At 36.4% G+C, this 21,412-nt stretch carries 24 protein-coding genes; 14 read left to right on the forward strand and 10 right to left on the reverse strand.

All coding sequences use genetic code 11. The features are described from left to right. Positions 1-47 precede the first annotated feature (47 nt). The 12 genes from hemL (at position 48) to GJU39_RS01845 (ending at position 10,489) form a co-directional block, all read left to right on the forward strand. Entirely contained in the window at positions 48-1,418 is a 1,371-nt protein-coding gene (hemL, locus tag GJU39_RS01790; RefSeq protein WP_154278976.1) for a glutamate-1-semialdehyde 2,1-aminomutase, read from the forward strand. Positions 1,419-1,810: 392 nt separating this feature from the next. Next, positions 1,811-2,677 (forward strand): sensor histidine kinase, encoded by an 867-nt coding sequence (locus GJU39_RS01795; RefSeq protein WP_154278977.1) that lies wholly within the window; start codon positions 1,811-1,813, stop codon positions 2,675-2,677. An 8-nt stretch (positions 2,678-2,685) separates the two neighbouring features. After that, entirely contained in the window at positions 2,686-3,390 is a 705-nt protein-coding gene (locus GJU39_RS01800; RefSeq protein WP_109926856.1) for a response regulator transcription factor, read from the forward strand. Next, positions 3,390-3,905, forward strand: a complete 516-nt coding sequence (locus tag GJU39_RS01805) for a hypothetical protein (RefSeq protein ID WP_154278978.1) — start codon at positions 3,390-3,392, stop codon at positions 3,903-3,905. The genes GJU39_RS01800 and GJU39_RS01805 overlap by 1 nt, the downstream gene beginning before the upstream one ends. A 202-nt stretch (positions 3,906-4,107) precedes the next feature. Further along, positions 4,108-5,133 carry a uroporphyrinogen decarboxylase gene (gene hemE / locus GJU39_RS01810; protein WP_154278979.1) on the forward strand — a complete coding sequence of 342 codons (1,026 nt, stop codon included), beginning with the start codon at positions 4,108-4,110 and terminating at the stop codon, positions 5,131-5,133. 50 nt (positions 5,134-5,183) lie between these two features. Beyond that, positions 5,184-5,417, forward strand: a complete 234-nt coding sequence (locus tag GJU39_RS01815; protein WP_154278980.1) for a hypothetical protein — start codon at positions 5,184-5,186, stop codon at positions 5,415-5,417. Between the two features lie 2 nt (positions 5,418-5,419). Then, complete coding sequence (locus tag GJU39_RS01820; RefSeq protein ID WP_154278981.1) at positions 5,420-6,166, forward strand: hypothetical protein; 747 nt, start codon at positions 5,420-5,422, stop codon at positions 6,164-6,166. Continuing rightward, entirely contained in the window at positions 6,163-6,717 is a 555-nt protein-coding gene (locus tag GJU39_RS01825) for a CopD family protein (RefSeq protein ID WP_154278982.1), read from the forward strand. Before GJU39_RS01820 ends, GJU39_RS01825 begins: the two co-directional genes overlap by 4 nt. 172 nt (positions 6,718-6,889) lie before the next feature. Further along, on the forward strand, positions 6,890-8,047 hold the full coding sequence (locus GJU39_RS01830) for a hypothetical protein (RefSeq protein ID WP_154278983.1): 1,158 nt from the start codon (positions 6,890-6,892) through the stop codon (positions 8,045-8,047). 242 nt (positions 8,048-8,289) lie between these two features. Beyond that, entirely contained in the window at positions 8,290-8,859 is a 570-nt protein-coding gene (locus tag GJU39_RS01835) for an RNA polymerase sigma factor (RefSeq protein ID WP_154278984.1), read from the forward strand. Continuing rightward, the gene (locus GJU39_RS01840; protein ID WP_154278985.1) at positions 8,840-9,598 is read left to right on the forward strand and encodes a hypothetical protein; all 759 of its coding nucleotides are present in this window, start codon (positions 8,840-8,842) and stop codon (positions 9,596-9,598) included. The genes GJU39_RS01835 and GJU39_RS01840 overlap by 20 nt, the downstream gene beginning before the upstream one ends. A gap of 78 nt (positions 9,599-9,676) precedes the next feature. Then, entirely contained in the window at positions 9,677-10,489 is an 813-nt protein-coding gene (locus GJU39_RS01845; RefSeq protein WP_154278986.1) for an outer membrane beta-barrel protein, read from the forward strand. Between the two features lie 58 nt (positions 10,490-10,547). On the opposite strand, the gene GJU39_RS01850 is transcribed toward GJU39_RS01845, so the two are convergent. Continuing rightward, positions 10,548-10,961, reverse strand: coding sequence for a PIN domain-containing protein (locus GJU39_RS01850; protein ID WP_154278987.1), 414 nt, complete (start codon positions 10,959-10,961; stop codon positions 10,548-10,550). After that, a complete protein-coding gene (locus GJU39_RS01855; protein WP_154278988.1) occupies positions 10,954-11,217 on the reverse strand; it encodes a DUF6364 family protein in 264 nt (87 codons plus the stop codon). The genes GJU39_RS01850 and GJU39_RS01855 overlap by 8 nt, the downstream gene beginning before the upstream one ends. Before the next feature lie 112 nt (positions 11,218-11,329). Between GJU39_RS01855 and GJU39_RS01860 the strand changes: the two genes are divergently transcribed. Beyond that, positions 11,330-12,325: an ABC transporter ATP-binding protein gene (locus GJU39_RS01860; protein ID WP_342448164.1), complete on the forward strand. Its 996-nt coding sequence runs from the start codon at positions 11,330-11,332 to the stop codon at positions 12,323-12,325. Between the two features lie 2 nt (positions 12,326-12,327). On the opposite strand, the gene GJU39_RS01865 is transcribed toward GJU39_RS01860, so the two are convergent. Further along, positions 12,328-12,732, reverse strand: coding sequence for a hypothetical protein (locus GJU39_RS01865; RefSeq protein WP_154278989.1), 405 nt, complete (start codon positions 12,730-12,732; stop codon positions 12,328-12,330). 134 nt (positions 12,733-12,866) lie between these two features. Between GJU39_RS01865 and GJU39_RS01870 the strand changes: the two genes are divergently transcribed. Then, positions 12,867-13,427, forward strand: coding sequence for a DUF4230 domain-containing protein (locus GJU39_RS01870; RefSeq protein ID WP_154278990.1), 561 nt, complete (start codon positions 12,867-12,869; stop codon positions 13,425-13,427). 49 nt (positions 13,428-13,476) lie between these two features. Here GJU39_RS01870 and GJU39_RS01875 read toward each other — a convergent pair whose 3' ends face one another. The 7 genes from GJU39_RS01875 to GJU39_RS01905 all read right to left on the reverse strand — a co-directional run bounded on the left by GJU39_RS01875 (position 13,477) and on the right by GJU39_RS01905 (position 21,285). Then, complete coding sequence (locus GJU39_RS01875; RefSeq protein WP_154278991.1) at positions 13,477-13,824, reverse strand: cupin domain-containing protein; 348 nt, start codon at positions 13,822-13,824, stop codon at positions 13,477-13,479. A 132-nt stretch (positions 13,825-13,956) separates the two neighbouring features. After that, positions 13,957-15,207, reverse strand: a complete 1,251-nt coding sequence (gene ilvA, locus GJU39_RS01880; protein WP_154278992.1) for a threonine ammonia-lyase IlvA — start codon at positions 15,205-15,207, stop codon at positions 13,957-13,959. A gap of 361 nt (positions 15,208-15,568) precedes the next feature. After that, positions 15,569-17,074 (reverse strand): 2-isopropylmalate synthase, encoded by a 1,506-nt coding sequence (locus GJU39_RS01885; protein ID WP_154278993.1) that lies wholly within the window; start codon positions 17,072-17,074, stop codon positions 15,569-15,571. A gap of 10 nt (positions 17,075-17,084) precedes the next feature. Continuing rightward, complete coding sequence (leuB, locus tag GJU39_RS01890) at positions 17,085-18,176, reverse strand: 3-isopropylmalate dehydrogenase (protein ID WP_154278994.1); 1,092 nt, start codon at positions 18,174-18,176, stop codon at positions 17,085-17,087. A 98-nt stretch (positions 18,177-18,274) separates the two neighbouring features. Further along, a complete protein-coding gene (locus GJU39_RS01895) occupies positions 18,275-19,744 on the reverse strand; it encodes an ATP-binding cassette domain-containing protein (RefSeq protein WP_154278995.1) in 1,470 nt (489 codons plus the stop codon). An 84-nt stretch (positions 19,745-19,828) separates the two neighbouring features. Then, positions 19,829-20,410, reverse strand: a complete 582-nt coding sequence (leuD, locus tag GJU39_RS01900) for a 3-isopropylmalate dehydratase small subunit (protein ID WP_154278996.1) — start codon at positions 20,408-20,410, stop codon at positions 19,829-19,831. A 113-nt stretch (positions 20,411-20,523) separates the two neighbouring features. Continuing rightward, the gene (locus tag GJU39_RS01905; RefSeq protein WP_154278997.1) at positions 20,524-21,285 is read right to left on the reverse strand and encodes a class I SAM-dependent methyltransferase; all 762 of its coding nucleotides are present in this window, start codon (positions 21,283-21,285) and stop codon (positions 20,524-20,526) included. Between the last annotated feature and the right edge of the window lie 127 nt (positions 21,286-21,412).

Consider the following 21,412-nt stretch of genomic DNA (forward strand, 5'->3'; position numbering starts at 1 on the left):
TACTCTTCGCTTTAAGCTTTAGTCTTTCAGCTTTTAGCTTAATAAAAATGTTAGATCAATTAAAGAAAATTTTCTCAGGCAATGAAGCCGATATTCCGGTCAACACCGGGAGTAAACCTGATATTTCAAGGGCTAAGTCGGCAGAGTTATACGAGAAATCGAAAACATATTTCCCTGGTGGTGTAAATTCACCGGTAAGGGCATTTAAATCTGTATACGGTACGCCGCTTTTTATTGAAAAGGGCGACGGCTGCTACATCTGGGATGCTGATGGAAACCAGTTTATTGATTTTTGTGGAAGCTGGGGCCCGTTAATTTTAGGTCACAATAACCCTAAAATCAGAGAGAAAGTTACCGAAGTGATGCAAAATGGAATGAGCTTTGGCGCACCAACAGCTTTGGAAAACGAATTGGCAGAACTGATCATAAAGAACAATCGTTTTGTAGAGAAAATCCGTTTCACAAGTTCAGGCACGGAAGCCGTAATGTCTGCCATTCGCTTGGCAAGGGGTTTTACAGGAAGAGATAAAATTATCAAGTTTGAAGGCTGCTATCATGGCCATAGTGATTCACTTTTAGTGAAAGCAGGTTCTGGCTTGGTTACTTTTGGAGAAACTTCTTCTGCAGGAGTTCCAAAATCTTTTGCAGAAGAAACAATTGTAATTCCTTTAAATGATACAAACGCCATTGAACAGGCCTTTGCGCAGTTCAAAGATCAGGTAGCTGCAGTAATTATTGAAGGTATCCCGGCGAATAATGGCTTAATTATCCAAGACGAAGAGTATGTTAAGTTTTTGCGTAAAATTTGTACAGATAACGGATCATTATTAATTTTTGATGAGGTCATAACCGGTTTTCGCGTAGGCTTTGAAGGTGCAGCTGCGCATTACGGCATCAAACCTGATATTGTGACTTACGGCAAAATTATTGGCGGTGGTTTGCCTGTTGGTATGTATGGTGCATCTGCAGAAATTATGGCACATATTTCACCAGATGGTGGTGTTTACCAGGCCGGTACGTTATCTGGTAATCCGGTAGCCATGGCTGCTGGTATTGCTACCCTCACAGAGTTGAATAAATCGAGCTTTTATAAAGATTTAAATGCCAAGGCACAAGGCTTTGTAGAAAGTATTCAGCGCTTTGCAACGGCTCGGAATTATAGATTTAAAGTGTTTTCAGTTGGTTCTATTTTCTGGTTTGCTTTTACTGATAAAGAAAAAATCCAAACGGCAGATGATATTGATGCAGGCAGCATGGAAAAATTTAAAGTTATGCACCGTGAATTATTAAACCGGGGCATTTATCTGGGGCCATCGGGATATGAAGTTGGTTTCGTTTCTGCAGCACACACTAAAGTAGAATTAGAGAAGGCAAAACGTGCGATATTCGAGGCATTGGATTTAGTATTTAAGAAGTAGGTTTTTTATTACCTTAAGCACCTAAGAAAAATCTCAGCTCAATAACGGTTATAGAACTTTCATGGGAACTCCCTCCTTATTTTCAAGGAGAGGTTGGGATGGTTTTTACTTAATTGCATTAACCCAGATTTCTTAAACTAAATTGAAGTGGAATACTTTTGGAAGTGCTGGCGAAAAAGATTGCCACGTCGTTCCTCCTCGCAATAACGACCTATAGAGCGCAACAGAAGCTGAAAAATATTTGAACGAAAGGCAGGGCTGAAATAACCGGAAAGTAGCGTAACTTGCTTTTTGAATAAAAATTAGGCTGGTTCGTGAGGACACGAACCAGGGCCGAGAAAGTATCTTTGTTGTTAAACCCGCGTGAAAATTAAATTATTACAAATAAATCAATGAAGAAATCCATTATCATTTTTTACGCATTACTGCTTTACGCCTTAATTCAGCTTATTTCCTGGGGTACGCTCGTGGTGCGCCTGCAGCCTAGCAGAATGACAATGATTATGGGCGAAGGTTCAGTGTTTTTATTTCTGCTTTGCATTGGCGGATATTTTCTGCATCAATCGCTCAAGCGGGAAGACAAATTAAGAGAGCAGCAACAAAATTTTTTAATGTCGATTACTCACGAATTAAAATCGCCATTGGCAGCTATAAAACTTTCTATTCAAACTATTGTTAAAAGAGATTTAGATAAAGCTCGTCAGGTTTCTTTGCTAAATAATTCGCTAAAAGATATAGAACGGCTGGATGATTTAGTCGAAAATATGCTTTTGGCTACAAAGATTGAAAATCGTTCTTATACTTTTCCAAAAGAGGAATTTAACTTTTCTGAATTGGTTTATAAAATTACGGATCGGTTGCAGGTTCATTCATGTGGTAATGAGCAATTGATAAATGCTCAAATTCAGCCAAATTTGCAGATTATGGGTGACAAGTTTGCCTTATCGTCAGTAGTAACAAATTTGATTGAAAACGCAGTGAAATATTCGAGCCCTTGTGATGAGATAAATGTGGTTCTGGATAAGGTTGAAGGCCATTTAAGATTAAGTGTAATTGATAAAGGTCCGGGTATTTCAGATGCTGAAAAAATGTTGATATTTGATAAGTTCTACCGCGTTGGTAATGAGAATGTCAGAAAAGCAAAGGGAACGGGTTTAGGCTTGTTTATTGTGAAAGAGGTTTTACAATACCATGATGCAGATATTACAGTAAAAGACAATTTGCCTCAGGGAAGTATTTTTGAAGTAACATTTAGTTAATCTCAATTATGTCACAAAAATTAAGAATTCTATTGGTAGAAGACGAGGATCACTTGTTAGATGCTATCAAATTAAACCTCGAACTTGAGGGTTATAAAGTTCACGCCGTTAAGGATGGCAAAACCGCTCTTAAAATTTTTAAAGAAGAACGCTTCAACCTAATTATTTTAGATGTAATGCTTCCGGAAATGGATGGTTTCCAGGTTTGTGAAACAATCCGTTTGGAAAATGCAGAAGTTCCGATTATGTTTTTGACAGCTAAAAACACTTCTGAAGACCGTGTTTTAGGTTTGAAAAAAGGAGCTGATGATTATTTAGTTAAGCCATTCAATTTAGAGGAGTTAATTCTTCGTGTTGGTATTCTTGTTAAACGCAGCTTAAAATCTGATGATTTAAAAGAATTAAATTCTTACAAAATCGGAGATAAAACGATCTATTTCAACTCTTTCGAATTGAAACATGATGATGGTACAATTACGCCGCTTACGAAGAAAGAAACCATGTTATTGAAACTCTTAATCGAGCGTAAAAATGATGCTGTTTCACGGGAACAAATTTTAGAGACAGTTTGGAATTATGATGTTTATCCATCAACCAGAACGATTGATAATTTTATTTTAACGTTCCGTAAGTACTTCGAGCCAGATCAGAAAAACCCTGTCTATTTCCATTCTATTCGTGGTGTAGGCTATAAATTCACTGATATTCATTAATGTATAACAGTCTTGGCCGATATGTGCTGATGGCCGTTTTTTTGCTGGCGGCATTGGTTTGTGTTTATTTTATCCAGTACGAATTGGCAGCAGTTGCCGGATTTCTTTTTCTATTTGTGATTTGGAGCCACTTCAGGCACAGTTCTGTTTTAATGGCTTCCAAGTATTTTAAGAACAATGATTTTACTAAAGCAAGATTAATGCTGGCTGAAGTTCCGAATCCCGAAAGGCTTTCAAAAAACCGGAGGGGATACTACGAATTTATGCAGGGCAATATGGCTTTGAAAGAGGAAGATTATGATAAAGCTGAATACCACTTTCAGCTGGCGAGTCGTTTTCCGGTAGGAGGTAAAACCCAGAAAGGTTATGTATTGATTCATTTGGCAAATCTGGCTTTAAGAAAAAAGGATAAGGAAAAAGCAGAGGCTTATACGAATTTGGCAAAAGAACTGGCAGAATCAGCTCGTTCAAAGGAAATTATTACAAAGATTGAAAAGGAAATAGGCAAATTATAATATTAATATTGTCATTTTGAATAACGAAGACCGGTTTAGGAATAAAAAGGTGCTTCGTTTTTTTATTTATTTATAGCTTTGCATCGTTAAATATTAGCTCACTCGGCCCTCAATAATTCGTCATGCTGAATTTATTTCAGCATCTTATATAAAGAGGTTTTGGAATATATCCGGATAACGAGTGCAACATCAAATATAAATCATGAAGAATAACTTATTTTTAGACGCTGCATTCTCAAAGCAAACAGAACGTCCGCCAGTATGGATGATGCGTCAGGCTGGTCGTTTTATGCCGCAGTATTGGGAAATTAAAAACAAATACTCTTTTTTAGAGATGTGTAAAACTCCTGAAATTGCAGCCGATGTGACCATGTTACCTGTAGATTTATTAAATATTGATGCCGCGATTTTATTCTGTGATATTTTAGTAACGGGCGAAGCAATGGGTGGTGATTTAAGCTTTACCCAAGGTGTAGGTCCGAAATTTGCAAACCCGGTTCGTAGTGCGCAGGATATCGATAATCTAAATGTTGATTGTCTTGATGAACTGCAATATGTTGCAGATGCGATTAAGGTGATCCAGCAGCGTTTAAACGGAAGTATTCCACTAATTGGTTTCGCTGGGGCACCTTTTACCGTAATGAGTTATTTAATTGAAGGTGGTTCTTCTAAAGATTTTAAATTAACCAAGCTTTTTATACACAATCAACCAGAATTAGCGCATAAACTTTTGGCTAAAATTGCTAAAGTAACTGCAGATTATCTGAACCTTCAAATTGCCGCTGGTGTAAATGCAGTTCAGATTTTTGATAGTTGGGCATTGGCTTTATCCTGGAATGATTATCAGGAGTTTTCTCACCGTTATATTCAGGAGATCATTGCGAACCTAAACAGAAAAGATATTCCGGTAATTTCTTTCTGTAAAGGAAGTTCTGTATTTGCGCCAATTATGGCAGAAGCTAAACCTGATGTAATTTCCGTTGATTGGAATGCTGATTTATTAAACATTAAAAATGCTTTACCGCAAGGTATTGCGGTTCAGGGAAATTTAGATCCACATATTTTATATGCTGATAAATCGGTAATTAAAGCACAAATTCATAAGCTTTTTGAACGCATGCGGGGTACAGAAGGATTCATTTTTAATTTAGGTCATGGTATTATGCCTGATATTCCTTTTGATAACGTGAAATACGCGATTGATGTGGTTAGGGAGTTTAGGTATTAAGCCTGAAAATTTAGCTCGATTTTGTTTATATTAGCATAAATAAATTTCCGATGACTGTTAAATCATTACAAGATGAAGATAAATTGCCCATTAAACAGGTAATTGATGCCGTTAATAAAACAATGGATGATGTTCTTCGGGTGGTTGATGCTATGAATTTAGGCAGGACTGAGGTAAAAGCTGATGGTGTTTACAGGACTTTTAATAATGGTGATTCTGTCCAGATTTCTGAAGGAAGTTTTGCTAAGAAAAGAGTTTCCTCTAAAAAAATAAAGTTGTTTTAAAGATGGCTGTTAAGCCTAAATTAAGAATTTTCGCCGGTCCGAATGGCTCCGGCAAAACTACACTTTACAATTCCATCAAACCTATTTATTTCTCTACAAAGCTTTTTGTCAATGCAGATAATTTAGAGTCCGACTTTAAGAAAAATAATTTTCTTAACCTTTCTGATTTTGAAATTACCTGCACTCAATTAGCATTCGAGAAATTTTATTTAAAAAGTGGTCTATATCGAAAAGCTGGTTTTGATCATAAAAGCTGGAATTTAGTTGTTAAAGGAAATGTAATTGTAAGAGGTGACTATGAAAATATTGATTACAATTCATATCATTTTGCCATAATCGCTGACTTTATTCGCTATAGATTGATAGAAGATGAAATGTCTTTTTCTTTTGAAACCGTTTTTTCTCATCCATCAAAACTTGAACTTATAGAGTTTGCCCAACAAAATGGGTATAAAGTTTATTTATATTTTATAGGGACGGAAACGCCAATCATGAATTTAGAGCGTGTAAAAGATAGAGTGAAGAAAGGTGGACATTTTGTGAACGAAGATAAAATAGAAAAGCGCTATTTTCTTACAATGGATTTGCTTATTGATATGTTAAAGAAGGCTGATGAAACTTATCTTTGGGATAATTCGCAAACAAAACATAATTATTTAGGTAGCATCATAGACGGAATATTGGATTTAGAATCTCTAAATATTCCAAATTGGATTGATACTTATATTTTGAATAAAATTACAGAATGATAGAAGCCTTACTGCCATATTACTACTATTTTCTTGCAGTGCATGTTGTATTTGTAATCAGCTGGATGGCTGGCTTATTTTACATTTTAAGCCTTTTTATCTATCATACAGAAGCGAACGACAAGCCTGAGCCGGAGAAAAGTATTCTTTTAAACCAATTCGTTAAGATGGAGACTACATTATGGAAAATTATCTGTGCTCCTGCAATGGTAATTTCTGTTCTTGCCGGGGCATCCATGCTTACATTGCATCCATTTTTACTTCAAATGGACTGGATGCTTGTTAAACTTGGTTTTGTAGTTGGATTATTAATTTACCATTTTATCTGCCAGAATATTGCAAAGCAACTAAAGAATGGCCTATTTAAATTGAGCAGTTTTCAATTAAGGTTATGGCGGGAACTGGCCACTATTTTCATGATTGCCATTGTATTTGTAGTCATTCTTAAAAATGCAGTGAACTGGATTTATGGCTTAATTGGCATAATGGGTGTTGCGATGGCTATCATGATTGCAGTTAAACTATATAAAAATTATCGGTTGAAAAAGTAAGGTGAAAGCTTAAAGACCAAAGCAAAAACCAAGCATAAATAAATCCAATTCTACTTTATTTAGGATTTTGTTTACTTTGCGTAAACTTGTTTCAACTTCTTGATACTTGATACTCGCTACTTAATACTTTACCAAAAAACTATTCTAAATTTGGGCGAATAAATCCAAACTCATGTCTACAATTACAGGTTCGAAAAAAATCGTACTCCTCGTTGCCTTTTTATTTACTTCTTATTTTGCATCTGCACAGTTTAATCAATCGGCTTTTGAGAATCGAATTCGTCCGGATAGTAGTTTAACCAACGAAGTTCACTTTAACTTTTATAATTTGAATTACGTTCGTAACTATGAGTATACGAACGATTTTCATGACGGATATACGCTTTATGGAACACAACTGCAGCCTCAAATTGTTTATTATGCCCACCCAAATTTAGCAATTACTGCAGGTGCATTTATTCGGAAAGATTTCGGGCGAAACGGTGTAACAGATGCTAAGCCATTATTTAGTCTGAAATATCATAAAAGAAATTTAACCCTGATTTTTGGAAGTTTAGAAGGTGGTATTCAACATAAATATATTGAGCCGCTTTATGATTTTGAGAGAACAATCACTACTCCAATTGAATATGGAACACAGCTTCTGGTGGAAAGGAAGAAATTTAATTTAGATGCGTGGATTGCCTGGCAGAAAATGATCTACGCTGGTGAAGCGGCTAAAGAAGAAATTATTGGAGGTTTATCCACAGAAACAACTCTTGCAGAAAACAATGGTTGGAAATTTAGCTTTCCAGCGCAGTTTTTGGCTTTCCATCAGGGCGGACAAATTGATGTTTTAAAAGAAATTCCAATTAGCACGGTTTTTAATGGTGCTACCGGATTAAAGTTACATAAGGAGATTAACACCAATATTAAACAGGTTTACACCGATAACTACATTGCAGTTTATAAAGATTTTTCTCCTACCAAAAGAAGAGCTTATGAAGGTGGCTTCGGCGTGTGGCTAAATGCCGGTGTAGAAAGTAAATGGGGAAGTTTAGTGGCGTCATATTGGAAAGGGAATAACTTTATATCTATTAAAGGCATGCCTTTATATGAATCTGTTTCGAGTAATTTATACACCAATGGATTGAAGCAAAGCGGCAGAAACATTGTTTCCTTGCGTTACGCTTACCAAAAGGAACTGATTCCTCATTTATACCTTGATGTGCGTTTCGAACCGCATATCGATTTAGACCATACTGATAAACAATTGCAGTTTAATCACTCATTCTTCTTGACCTATAAACAGGATTTTAGATTTTTTAAGGTGAAGCAAGCCGGAAAGTAGAGGGTAGGAAGCTTTATGTTGATTGTATGTGTACAATTTATAACCCCGTAGGTTTTTAAACCTGCGGGGTTTTTAAATAAATGCTCCTGGAATTACTCTTCTGAATCAAAAGATTTATATCTTGTATGCTTTATCTCATTGATAGTCAGTCTATAACTGTATTATTAACTTTTATTTAACTTTTTTTAACACCTCATGCAACCATTGTTTGTAATCTGCCATCTACTCTATACAAACACACAATGAAATTGACGCGAAGCTATACGATAAACGATTTGATGGAGGGCTGCAAAGCCGGCGACCGGAAGATGCAGGAAATGCTTTACAAGCAGACTTCATCGAAAATGTTCGCCGTTTGTATGCGCTACGCCAAAGATAGAATGGAAGCCGAAGATGTATTGCAAATGGGATACATCAAAATCTTTCAGAAAATAAAAGACTATAGAGGTGATGGTTCTTTCGAGGGTTGGATTAGAAGAGTAATGGTGAATACTGCAATTGAAAGTTACCGTAAAAATTTACGCAGCCTGAAAGTGGTAGAGATAGATGAAGCTTATGAACAACCATCAACAGGATTTGATTTTGGAACATTGGGCATGCAGGATCTGATGAAAGTAATCCAAAAACTGGCCGATGGATATAGAATGGTTTTTAATATGTATGTGATTGAAGGCTATTCTCACAAGGAAATTGCTGAAACATTGGGCATTTCTGAAGGTGCCAGTAAATCTCAGCTTTCAAGAGCCAGGGCAATATTAAAAGAAGAAATTACAAAAATGGAGGGATTTGGTTATGCAACCTATACAGGATAAAAATTTTGATCAGTTATTTAAAGACCGTTTTGAAGAGGCGGAAATTACGCCATCCAGGGACTTATGGAGTAACATCGAAAGCGAAATTGAACCCAAGAAAAAAAGAATTATTCCTATTTACTGGTTATCGGCGGCAGCAGTCTTACTCATTGCTACGGTAGGCGTTTTAATTTATCAGCAACAGAAATCTGCTCCTAAACAATACGCTAATAATATTTCACCTAAAAGGGAAAAGCCTGTCATTGTTGAGCCGCAAATAAAAGATACACTGGGTTCAGCTGTTGCTGCCCCGGTTAAGGCCGCGGTTAAAACGCTGCCCGTTGACGCTAAACCGGTAACAACTCTGGCTAAAACAAAAGTGGAAGAAAATGTTAAGCGGATTGAGAAACAAAAAGTGATGTCTGCGCCTGACATACAAAAGCAGGAAACCATGATTGCAAAAGCAGATGAACCTAAAAAGGATATCAAAGCTAAAATTGAAGAGGCCGTTTTTCAAACGAAACAAGAAAGTGTTTTGGCCTCAAATGTAAATGAGGTTGTTGCAGATGAGGTTATCGACAATAGCTATCCCGCTGAAAGAAAGGGAATCCGTAATGTTGGCGATGTAGTAAATCTGATTGTCAATACCATGGATAAAAGAAAAGATAAGTTAATTCAGTTCAGAACTGATGATGATGATTCTTCTATTTCGGTGGTAAATATTGGTCCTTTCAGAATCGGTAAAAAAAGTAAAAAATAAAACAGAATCAGTGCGCGTTTGCTTATATCATTCACTCATTCATTCCTTTAATCATTCAAAAATAAACACACACAACATATGAAACATCTAATTTTTACAACACTATTGGTAAGCGGACTTGCCAGTGTTATGGCTCCACGTGCTTTTGCACAACAAGACACGCTAGTTAAAGATACAGTGATCAAAAAAAAAGCAAAATATACTGTTAGGATTGGTGGTGGGACTTTAATCACCAAAAATTCTGACTCTTTGGATAAGGTTAAAAAAGGTCGTTTTGTTGGCGGAATTACCTTTACAAGAGTAGACTTAGGTTTCTCCCGATTAATTGATAATGGAAGCTTTAATTTATCGCCAGCGAATGATTTTTTAGATTACAAAGGTGGTAAAACCAGTACTTTTTCATTTGATATTCTACAATTTGGCTATCGCTTTAATTCGAATTTTAAGGTTTACGTAGCTGGTGGTTTCGACTGGACTTTGATTAGATTGAGAGATAATATCACCATTCAAAAAAATCAACCTACGCTAGCTTACATCAACGAACCTATAGAATTTTCTAAAAATCGTTTCTCCAGCAGTTATGTTCATATTCCTTTGAACTTTGAATTTCGCACAGCCGAATCGAAAAAAGGAAAAAGATTTTATTTCATTTTAGGTCCTGAGGTGAGTTTCTTACTTAATGGAAAAGTTAAGCAAATTAGTGATGAACGCGGTAAAGAAAAACAATATGATAATTACCACTTTCAATCCGTTCGTTACGGAGGTAGTTTCAGACTTGGTTATGGCGGCTTTGGGTTGTTTACCAAATATTACTTCAATGATATGTTTAACACACCTGCACAGGCTGGTTTAAAAAATATGAGTTTTGGTGTAACCTTTGGATTGAATTAAAAATACAACAACACACAAATAAGTAGATCCTGTTTCGGTTAGGCGGAACAGGATTTTTTTATAATGTTTCTAGAAACATAGTAGGAGTAAGCACACTAAGTTTACTTTTTTTATAATCTTTTATATTTCTGGTGATAATAATGTCAATTAATTCGTGATTCTCGGCTGAGAAATTTTGAAGTGCATCTTCAAAATCTGTAAAATCTGAATCAATTGATTTAAGAATAGTTTCCTTATTGATTATAACAACGTCCAGAAAGATCAGCAACTGTTTTATTCCTTGCAAAATTGATTTAGAGCTGTGTCCCTTCCTTAGTACATAATGAATATTAGCAAGTGCCAAGCCGGTTACAAATCCACTAATCTTTTTATTTTCACATAGTGATAAAACCTTAGATGAATCGTCAGAGAAGGGTTTTCTATCAAGAAAATAGTCAAGAATAATATCGGAGTCAATAAGAACTTTATTCATTATTTAGATATTTTTGATATTTCTCTTCTCCCATTTTTTTCAACTCTTCTTTGTAATTAAAGTCATCAGGCATTTTGAATGCGCCTACCATGGATTTTACTATTGGCGAAATTTCTACCTCTTTCTCATCTCTGTTCGTTACTGCTTTTAAATAATTTTCTACAACAGCCGATAAGCTCCTCCCTTGTTTCTCAGCGTAAGCCTTCGCTTGCTTAATAACTGAATCGTCTATAGTCAGTGTTAGTTTTGTATTCATAGATTAAATTTAGGCAAAGATTTTTATACGTGCAAATTTCAATAAAATTACACGTGTGATATTCTTTTGTTTAGGCTTTAGACTTTCTGCTTTAAGCTTTATCTTTACTCTTGTGAGCGATACAATTATTAGTGTAAAGAATTTAACGAAGCAATACAGCACTGAGCAAGCTGGCGGAATTAAAAATGTTAGTTTCGATATTAACAGGGGCGATGTAGTAGCCATTATCGGTGAAAGTGGGAGTGGTAAATCTACTTTATTGAAATCTATTTATGGTTTCCTAAAAGTTGATGAAGGAGAAATCTTTTTCGAAGGTGAACGTATAAAAGGTCCTGATGAACAGCTAATTCCTGGACATAAACAGATGAAGATGGTTACTCAGGATTTTTCGCTGAATATTTACGCGAAGGTTTACGATAATATTGCTTCACAACTTTCTAATACCGACCTTAAAACTAAAGCCGAGAAAACTTTAGCCATTATGGAACACCTCAGGATTCTTCCTTTACAAAATAAAAAAGTTATTGAGTTAAGTGGTGGCGAACAGCAACGTGTAGCTATAGCTAAAGCAATGGTAGCGGATACAAAAGTTCTTTTGTTGGATGAGCCTTTTAGTCAGGTTGATGCTTTGTTAAAGAACCAATTAAGAGCAGATATTAAACGTGTAGCTGCTGAAACAGGTGTAACGGTTATTTTAGTTTCCCATGATCCGGCTGATGGCCTATTTCTGGCAGACCAGCTTTTAATTGTTCGCAATGGAGAACTTTTACAAACAGGTAAACCATCAGAAATATATCAAAATCCAAAACACATCTATACTGCACAAATTTTAGGCAATGCGGTTGTTTTATCACGTGGTGATGCAGAAAAGATAGGGTTGAAAACCTTTGCCGCTACGGTGGTATTTTATCCGGAATGGGCCGAGATTAATAACAACTGGAGTAGCAGACGTTTTAACGTAGCGGATGTTTATTATAAAGGTTTTTACGATGAATTACTCCTGGAAAGAAATGGTGTAACCGTAAGGGCCCTGCAATTGAATAGGGGAGCGCATAAAAAAAACGACCACGTTCAGTTGAACATTGGTCGTTTTTTGGAGTTTCATTGATATTATTGGTATGATTCGATTAATACGATTTTCACTCTAGTTACTGTGCTCGGACGGTCTGGTATTGCTTCTTGAAAATCTGAACTTTGTAAATCAATATCTATTCTTCCTTCACTTACAGCATAACTATAGGCTTGTGTATCATAAGTAAATGGAAGTTGCTCATATACTCCATTATCACCCCTAGAGACATAGACAAGAATTCCATCATCTTCTAACGTTCTTAAATCAATCCTACTGTCTAATATCGACGCAGATAATGTAAACCTGTTGGCACTAGACTGCCAGTCATTAGGATTTATAAATTTAATAATTGTTAAATTGTTTGGAGTGACTAAAGCCTCTTTTTTGCAAGATGCCAAACCTAGTGTGACCATGCAAAGCATTAAAATGGTAAATTTTTTCATGTTGATATGTTTAATTTGTGTGTGTGACTTGCATATTACAAAACAACTGCCAAAAATTCTCAAAAACACAATGTGGATTAATAATTGTTTATCCGATACCGTACGACATTGAAAATTGAATTAATTCCTTCATAATGAGAATAGTTTTTAGAGTTTTACCCTGGCTGATTTTGCTGGTTGCAGGTTATTTTTTTATCTCCAAAAAGTTCAGCATTAATACATCTGTTGAAAGTAAACATCAGCTCTTAGTAGAGAAAATAGAGGCTATTGGCAAATTAGAACTGGTTCGCTATCAAATCAGCGATGTATTGGAACATAAAAATAAAACAGATTTTCTACCAGAAGCCAGCGTTTTGCTCATTGTGAAAGCAGAAGCTGTTGGCTGTATAGACCTCACAAAAATTACACGCGAAGATATTGAAGTTACAGCCGATACCGCTGTAGTAAATTTACCACAGCCAGAGATTTGTTATGTAAAAATTGACCACAAAAACTCCAGAGTTTATGATACGAAAATGGCTTTCTTCCGCGAAGCGGGATTAGTGGATGAAGCTTATAAAGCAGCAGAAAAACAGGTTACTGCCGAAGTGAAGAAATCAAACATTCTGACCCAAACCAGAACAAATGCAACCAATGTATTAAAACCGCTTATCGAAGGCTTAGGCTACAAGAATGTAAGATTTACTTTTGAATAGTCGTAAGTATCTAGATATAAGTAGCAAGTATCTAGATATAGACAAAATTTTACAGAAAATCCTCTCGATGTGGATTGAAAATATCAATTAGCACACCATCTTCAAGGCAAACCACACCATGAAATACGAGGGTTGGTGCGAAAAAGACATCACCTTCATTCAGGATCTTTTTATCATCTCCCATAGTCACTTCAAAACTTCCCCTCGCCACATAGCTCAATTGTAAGTGTGGGTGGTTATGGATAGTTCCGATGGCACCTTTTGCAAAATCTACTTTAACCAACATCAATTGGTCATCATAGGCCATAATTTTTCGCTTCACGCCATCACCGAGTTCTTCCCAATCAATGTCGTTATCAGCGATTAATGTTTTGTTTGTTAAATCTTTGAAATTCATAGTTTACATTTTTCGTCACCCTGAATTTATTTCAGGGTCTATCTTACCGATAAGATGCTGAATCAATTTCAGTATGACGACGTTCATAAATATTTTCTTCTGCGAAAACGCTGTGCGCTCTGTTTTAAGATGTTATACCAAGTATTCAAACAAAGTCTGGTCTTGGTTCAGCTCAATGATCTCAAATTTAAAATCCTTCATGCGTTGCACTAAACTTGCATAATCATCCTTATTGGTTAGCTCGATACCAACTAAAGCCGGCCCGTTTTCTTTATTCGTTTTTTTAATAAACTCGAATCTCGTAATATCATCCTGCGGACCTAAAACTTCATTTACAAATAACTTTAAAGCACCCGGTCTTTGTGGAAAACGTACAATGAAGTAATGTTTCAAGCCTTCAAAAAGCAGAGATTTTTCTTTTATCTCCTGCATCCGTTCAATGTCGTTATTGCCACCACTGATCACACACACTATATTTTTACCAATAATCTGGTCTTTTACCTGTTCTAAAGCAGCAACAGATAACGCACCTGCGGGTTCTACAACAATAGCATCTTCATTATAAAGTTTTAAAATAGTCGTGCAAATTTGTCCTTCAGGAATTAAATAGGTGGAACTGAGCAGTTCTTTACAGTATTTGTAAGTAATCCAGCCCATTCTTTTTACTGCCGCACCGTCTACAAAGCGTTCTATGTTTTCAACAGTTATTGGTCCGCCATTTTTAAGTGCTTCGCTTAATGACGGTGCGCCCATGGGTTCCACACCAAAAATTTTCACATCAGGTTTTACCGTTTGCAAATATGAACTCACCCCCGATGCTAAACCACCGCCACCTACAGGTACAATTATGGCATCTAACGCTGGTAAATCCTGAAAAATTTCCATTGCCACAGTAGCTTGTCCTTCAATTACTTTATCATCGTCGAAGGGTGGAATAAAGGTTGATGATTTTTCTTCACAGTAAATTAAGGCTTCTTTTAAACAATCGTCAAAGGTATCGCCAACTAAAACAATTTCGATATTATCCCCACCAAACATATTTACTTGTTTGATCTTCTGTTTAGGCGTTATTTCAGGCATAAATATTACACCTTTAATATTTAACTTTTTGCAGGAGTAAGCTACACCCTGCGCATGGTTGCCAGCGCTGGCACATACAATGCCATTTTTTAATGCATCAGCGTTTAAAGTACTTATTTTGTTATATGCACCCCGTAATTTGTAGGAACGTACAATTTGTAAATCTTCCCTTTTGAGATAGATATTAGCATTGTATTTTAACGATAATCCGGCATTAAATTCCAGCGGGGTGCGTTTTACAACACCTTCTAAAGTTTTAAATGCGCCTTCAAAATCGAAAGTTTTTTTTATTGTATCATTCATTTTTTAAGTATCAAGTAGTTAGAATCAAGTATCAAGACTAGATTTTTTACTTATGTTTTTTTTAAAAAGCAGTTTTGCTTTTAGGTTATTGTAATCCTGCTATTCCTTGCAATCAGTTAGTTGGGATTTGTATTGCTGTCTTTGCTAAACGAGGATTTAAAATCCTCAGATAATTTAGTCAGGAAAACATTTCCTGACTAACGAGTGTATTAGTTTTTCGCTACTAGTCGGGATTCGAATCCCATCATTTGCTAAATGAGGATTTAAAATCCTCAGATCATATAGTCATGAAAAAATTTCCTGACAAACGAATTGCATGAGTTTTCTACTTTAGTCTTTCAGCTTTTACCTTTCTGCTCTATTACAAAAACTTATTAATCGCATCTAAATAAGCATTTGCTGATGCTTTTACAATATCAGTGCTAAAGCCAAAACCCACGAAAGATTTTCCTTCGAAATCTACTTTCATATTCACTTTACTTACGTCATCACTTCCACCATGCATCGCTTGAATGGTAAATTCTTTAAGCGTAATATTTTTATCAATAATGCTTACGATTGCATTAATTGTAGCATCTACAGGACCGTTACCTTCGGCCTTAGCTTCTTTTTCAACACCATCATATTGCAATTTAATGTTAGCAGTCGGTTTTTCCTGGTCGCCACAAACTACCTGAAGTAAATTTAATTTATAGCCATTCTTGTATGATTCTGTTTCTCCGTTGCTCATCAAGAATAACAAATCATCGTCTGTAATATCTTTTTTCTTATCAGCCAAAATCAAGAAACGTTCATAAACATCATCAATATTAATTTTCTCGATGTCGTAATCCAAACGCTCTAAATGGTGTTTTAAAGCATGGCGACCACTACGGGCTGTTAAAATAATATCTGCACTGTTTAAACCAACATCTTCAGGATTGATGATTTCGTAATTCTCACGATGCTTTAAGAAACCATCCTGATGAATGCCAGAACTGTGTGCAAAAGCATTTTTACCCACAATAGCTTTGTTCGGCTGAACAGGCATGTGCATCATTCTGCTAACCATTCCGCTGATTTCAGTAAAATGTTTACTGTTAATTCCGGTATGCAAGCCTAAACTATGCGTTTTCAAAATCATTGAAACTTCTTCCAAAGCCGTATTTCCGGCCCTTTCGCCAATTCCATTGATGGTACATTCAATCTGACGGGCACCGTTTACTACGCCAGCAATACTGTTTGCCGTTGCCAAACCTAAATCGTTATGGCAGTGCACAGAGATAATAGCCTGGTCGATATTTTTAACGTTCTCTTTTAAATAAAGAATTTTAGAACCATACTGGTCGGGCATGCAATAGCCATTGGTATCTGGAATATTGACCACTGTTGCTCCAGCAGCAATAACCGCTTCAATCATTTGAGCTAAAAATTCATTGTCTGCTCTTCCTGCGTCTTCTGCATAGAACTCAACATCTTCAACAAATTTTTTGGCATATTTTACTGCTTCTACTGCTCTTTCTAAAATCTTCTCTCTGGTGCTGTTAAATTTATATTTAATGTGCATATCCGAAGAACCGATTCCGGTATGGATTCGGGGATGTTTCGCATATTTTAATGATTCTGCCGCAACATCAATGTCACCTTTTATGGCCCTTGTTAAAGCACAAATGGTTGGATTTTTAATTGCTTTTGATAATTCTACAACACTTTGAAAATCACCAGGGCTCGAAATGGGAAAACCAGCTTCAATCACATCTACGCCAAGTAATTCCAGTGCTTTTGCAATTACAATTTTTTGGCCGGTATCTAACTGGCAGCCTGGAACCTGCTCTCCATCACGTAAGGTGGTATCAAAAATATATACTTTATTCGGGTCGTGTATCATTATACTTTTTTTAGGAATTGATTGAATTTTGTGATAAAAATTTTAAGACTAATTTGCCCATTTCGGCAGTGCCTAAAACTTTAAACCGGTTAGTGCTTTGGTCGGCGATATCATGCGTCCTGAAACCTTCTTTCAAAACGGCATCAATGGTATCAACCAGTAGTTTAGCTTCGTCTTTTAGCCCAAAACCAATTTCCAGCATTAAAGCTGCAGATAGGATAGAGGCCAGTGGATTAGCCAGGTCTTTACCTGTAATGTCGTGCGCAGAGCCATGAATAGGCTCAAAGAAACCAGTACTTTCGCCTACTGATGCCGATGCCAGCATGCCCATAGAGCCTGCAATTTGAGAAGCTTCATCGGTTAAGATATCGCCAAACAAATTCGCGGTTAACACCACATCAAATTTCTTAGGGTTTTTGATAAGCTGCATGGCCGCATTATCGATAAACATGTGCTCTGTTTCTACATCAGGGTATTGTTTCGCAATTTCCTGGACGGTTTCACGCCATAAACGGGAGCTTTCTAACACATTTGCCTTATCTACAGAGCATAATCTTTTGTTGCGTTGCTGGGCTGCCTGATAAGCTTTATGTGCAATCCGTTCTACTTCGTAACGGTGATAAATCATTAAATCAGATGCTGTATTTCTATCTTCTGATCGTGTTTTTTCCCCGAAATAAACATCGCCGGTTAACTCGCGAAAAAAGAGAATATCAGTTCCTCTTAAAATCTCTGGTTTAATACTCGATGCCTGAAGAAGTTCATCAAATAGTAATATCGGACGGAGGTTTGCAAAGAGACCAAGTTCCTTACGGATTTTTAATAAACCTTGCTCTGGCCTAACTTTTAAACTTGGGTCGTTGTCGTATTTGGCATGGCCAATAGCACCAAATAGAATAGCATCACTATTTCTTGCTTTTTCTAATGTTTCGTCTGGCAGCGGTTCACCCGTAACTTCAATTGCTGCGTGGCCCATCAAAGCTTCATCAAACGTAAACTCGTGGCCGAAAATTTCAGCAATTTTCTCTAATGCTGCTTTCCCCCATGTGGTAACTTCTGGTCCAATACCGTCTCCAGGTATTACTAATATGTTCTTTTTCATTGTTGACTTCTTATGCTATCACTAATTTTTGCCATGGAGGCTCGGAAATCACGGAAGATTTTAATTCCGTATGTTCTGTGTTTCCGGGCTATTTTGCTTTAGCTTAGTATTTCTATATTTAAACTTTCGACGACTTTTACCTCGCCTTTTTCTAATAATATTCTCTTTTCCAGGCAGGTTGGCAGCTGCGATTCGAAATGCCCAACGTAAATTAATGTCATTCCATTGCTGCACAGTTCATCAACCAAGTGGTTAAAATGCTCTGTTTGGTCTTGATCCAGACCCTGGCAAGGTTCATCCAGGATTAATAATTCTGGATTTTTAATAATGGTTCTTGCTAATAAAACCAGTCGTTGTTTTCCTAAAGGAAGTGTACTTAATAGTTCGTTTTTAGATTTTGTCAGTCCAAAGTATGCTGTCAACTCATCAACCTGCGCACTTTTTGTGTAAGGCAATTGCTGAAACAAGCCAACAGTATCATAAAATCCAGATGCAATGCTTTGCCAAACCGTTGCATTTGCATCAAAATACCAGTGAAATTCTGGTGAAATTAAACCAATATGTTGTTTAATCTCCCAGATACTCTCACCACTTCCGCGTCTGTTGCCAAACAAATAAAGTTCATTGGCATAAGATTGTGGATGGTCACCATTTATTAAACTTAGTAAAGTCGATTTACCTGAACCATTATGACCCTGCAACAGCCATTTTTCGCCTGCTTTTACTTCCCATTTGATGTTTTTTAATACCTGCTTTTCGCCGTAGCTGATATTTACATTAACCATTTTAACAACATTATCTGATGAGAAAGCGGGTGATTCTTTCAAGAAATCAGGGATTTCTTTTGTATGCTTTTTATTGGAAACCAATTGTACCGCTTTTGAATTAGATATTGCAATTTGCTCATTTACTATCTCTGCGAAACGATTAATTGAGGTGGGCAATTCCGCGTCATTGCATATTAAAAGCAACTGAACCCCATCAGCTGAAACTTCATCTAGCAGTACATTTAAGTTCTTCCGGGAAGCAGCATCTAAACCGGTATAAGGTTGATCGATAATGAGCAATTGCGGTTTTAGCCATAAAGCCTTCACTAACTGGAGTTTTTTATGCTCTCCGCTGGATAATTCGATCAATTGTGAACTGGCAAAAGCAGAAAAGTTTAGTGCTTCTAAAATGGGTTCAACCTGATCAAAATGAAGACCTTTTTCTTTGCCATAATGGATTAATTCTGCATGAACGGTTAAGGTGTCTTTGGCTTGCTGGCTGGTGTAACGTTGCTGATAATAAAAATTTGCAACGCCTTCCAAATTTTTGAATTGATACCAGCTTTCTACAAATAAAACTGCCTCAGGAAGATGGCTTTTAGCGTTAAAATTGATTTTTACATCACCAATAGCATTTTGTAAACCTGCTATTATTTTTGCCAATGCAGTTTTTCCACTTCCACTTTCTCCATACAAAACATAATTTTCGCCTTTATTTATTATCCAGTTTAAATCCGTTAACACCGACTTTTGCTGGTATTTTAGATCTAAATTTTCAATACTGACGAAACTTTCTTTCATATTTTCTTTTAGGATAATTATAACGATTAATCGCTTAAACTGATTTCTTTTTGCTTTAGTCTTTTAGCTTTGGTCATATACCTTCTACCTTTTTTCAAATTCTTCTACCAGGTGTTTTTGGGCAAGGATAAAATCGATATCATCATAACCATTAATTAAGCATGACTTTTTGTAGGGGTTGATTTCAAAAGATTCTTGTGCGCCAGTTTCTATAATGGTAACTGTTTGGTTCTCCAAGTCAACTTCCAAAGGGGAAGTCGCGTTGCCTTCAACGGCTTTGAAAATTGATGCCAAAAAATCTTCGCTTACCTGAATAGGAAGTAAGCCGTTGTTTAAGGCGTTCCCTTTAAAAATATCGGCGAAGAAACTGCTGATTACGGCATCAAAACCTGCATCTTGAATGGCCCAGGCCGCGTGCTCACGACTACTACCACAACCGAAGTTTTTACCTGCAACCAGAATTTTACCGCTATAAGTGGGGTCATTCAACACGAAATCGGCTTTTGGCTGGTTATTATTCTCATAACGCCAGTCGCGGAAAAGATTTTCACCAAATCCCTCACGGGTAGTTGCTTTTAAAAACCTCGCCGGAATAATCTGGTCGGTATCAATGTTTTCTATATTTAAAGGCACGATGGCCGATGTTAATTTTGTAAATTTTTTCATTTTTTAAGATGATTACACAGATTAAATGATTACACAGATTTACAATGTTATTTTTCTGCTTTTAATACTTTTTAATTGGGTTTTGAACCTTAAGCCCTATACCTTTCAGACTTCTACCTTTTGAAAGCTTTTACCCTCAATCTTCTATAATCGGCAACCCATTCTCCATTAATGAAGTAATTTGGTTTTAGTATTTCTACTGCTAAATTTTTAATGGATTCAGTTTCTTCAATACCTAAATTTTTGAAAGCGTGTTGCGCAAACTGATTAATCCAAACACTCATGCCTTCCGCGCCAATTAGTTTAGTTGGCCGATCAAATAACCAGGCTTGTTCTACTTCAAAACCTTTCGATTCTAACAGAGAAGTATAGGCGCTAACTGATGGGAAGAACCAAAAGTTGGTTAACACTTTATCTGTAAGTCCTAATCTTTCTGCGGCTGATTTTATGGCGTTAGTGATGCTCTTTACATTTCCTTTACCTCCAAATTCAGCCACTAATCTTCCATCGGGTTTTAAACTGTTAAACAGGCCTTCAACTAAAGCTTCCTGATTTTCAATCCAGTGGAATGTGGCGTTACTAAAAATTGCATCGAAATTTTCTTTATACGGAAGTTTAGTTCCATCAACCACTTCAAAGTTTAGAGTTGGGTAAGCAACTTTTGCATTTGCAATCATATCAGCTGATGCATCTGTTCCTGAAACTATTGCCCCACTTTCGGCAATTTGAGCAGCCAGCTGACCGGTTCCACAACCTACATCTAAAATGTGTTCATTGGATTTTGGTGCTAACCATTGCAAAACATCTGCTCCGTAATCAGATACAAAATGATGTTGCTTATTGTATAATGTTGCATCCCAAACTATTTCTGGCATAACTTCTTTCTATTTATTTACCACCTTAGACATCTGAGCACACCTAAGTTTTTAATAATATTTTTAAGATTTGATTATTAAAGCGAAACGCGATATTCAATCATTCAAAACTCAGTTATTATTTATA

This window comes from Pedobacter petrophilus, assembly GCF_009674725.1.
In the GTDB taxonomy this organism is placed as follows: Bacteria; Bacteroidota; Bacteroidia; order Sphingobacteriales; family Sphingobacteriaceae; genus Pedobacter; species Pedobacter petrophilus.

Excerpts from the sequence above, each read along its gene's own strand:
- GJU39_RS01905 (WP_154278997.1), bottom strand. The coding sequence starts at position 21,285 with ATGCCAGAAATAGTTTGGGATGCAACATTATACAATAAGCAACATCAT.
- GJU39_RS01840 (WP_154278985.1), top strand. The coding sequence starts at position 8,840 with ATGCAACCTATACAGGATAAAAATTTTGATCAGTTATTTAAAGACCGT.
- leuD (WP_154278996.1), bottom strand. The coding sequence starts at position 20,410 with ATGAAAAAATTTACAAAATTAACATCGGCCATCGTGCCTTTAAATATA.
- GJU39_RS01855 (WP_154278988.1), bottom strand. The coding sequence starts at position 11,217 with ATGAATACAAAACTAACACTGACTATAGACGATTCAGTTATTAAGCAA.
- GJU39_RS01795 (WP_154278977.1), top strand. The coding sequence starts at position 1,811 with ATGAAGAAATCCATTATCATTTTTTACGCATTACTGCTTTACGCCTTA.
- GJU39_RS01800 (WP_109926856.1), top strand. The coding sequence starts at position 2,686 with ATGTCACAAAAATTAAGAATTCTATTGGTAGAAGACGAGGATCACTTG.
- GJU39_RS01875 (WP_154278991.1), bottom strand. The coding sequence starts at position 13,824 with ATGAATTTCAAAGATTTAACAAACAAAACATTAATCGCTGATAACGAC.
- ilvA (WP_154278992.1), bottom strand. The coding sequence starts at position 15,207 with ATGAATGATACAATAAAAAAAACTTTCGATTTTGAAGGCGCATTTAAA.
- GJU39_RS01825 (WP_154278982.1), top strand. The coding sequence starts at position 6,163 with ATGATAGAAGCCTTACTGCCATATTACTACTATTTTCTTGCAGTGCAT.
- GJU39_RS01845 (WP_154278986.1), top strand. The coding sequence starts at position 9,677 with ATGAAACATCTAATTTTTACAACACTATTGGTAAGCGGACTTGCCAGT.
- GJU39_RS01865 (WP_154278989.1), bottom strand. The coding sequence starts at position 12,732 with ATGAAAAAATTTACCATTTTAATGCTTTGCATGGTCACACTAGGTTTG.
- GJU39_RS01835 (WP_154278984.1), top strand. The coding sequence starts at position 8,290 with ATGAAATTGACGCGAAGCTATACGATAAACGATTTGATGGAGGGCTGC.
- GJU39_RS01805 (WP_154278978.1), top strand. The coding sequence starts at position 3,390 with ATGTATAACAGTCTTGGCCGATATGTGCTGATGGCCGTTTTTTTGCTG.
- GJU39_RS01815 (WP_154278980.1), top strand. The coding sequence starts at position 5,184 with ATGACTGTTAAATCATTACAAGATGAAGATAAATTGCCCATTAAACAG.
- GJU39_RS01895 (WP_154278995.1), bottom strand. The coding sequence starts at position 19,744 with ATGAAAGAAAGTTTCGTCAGTATTGAAAATTTAGATCTAAAATACCAG.
- GJU39_RS01870 (WP_154278990.1), top strand. The coding sequence starts at position 12,867 with ATGAGAATAGTTTTTAGAGTTTTACCCTGGCTGATTTTGCTGGTTGCA.
- hemE (WP_154278979.1), top strand. The coding sequence starts at position 4,108 with ATGAAGAATAACTTATTTTTAGACGCTGCATTCTCAAAGCAAACAGAA.
- leuB (WP_154278994.1), bottom strand. The coding sequence starts at position 18,176 with ATGAAAAAGAACATATTAGTAATACCTGGAGACGGTATTGGACCAGAA.
- hemL (WP_154278976.1), top strand. The coding sequence starts at position 48 with ATGTTAGATCAATTAAAGAAAATTTTCTCAGGCAATGAAGCCGATATT.
- GJU39_RS01850 (WP_154278987.1), bottom strand. The coding sequence starts at position 10,961 with ATGAATAAAGTTCTTATTGACTCCGATATTATTCTTGACTATTTTCTT.
- GJU39_RS01830 (WP_154278983.1), top strand. The coding sequence starts at position 6,890 with ATGTCTACAATTACAGGTTCGAAAAAAATCGTACTCCTCGTTGCCTTT.
- GJU39_RS01885 (WP_154278993.1), bottom strand. The coding sequence starts at position 17,074 with ATGATACACGACCCGAATAAAGTATATATTTTTGATACCACCTTACGT.
- GJU39_RS01820 (WP_154278981.1), top strand. The coding sequence starts at position 5,420 with ATGGCTGTTAAGCCTAAATTAAGAATTTTCGCCGGTCCGAATGGCTCC.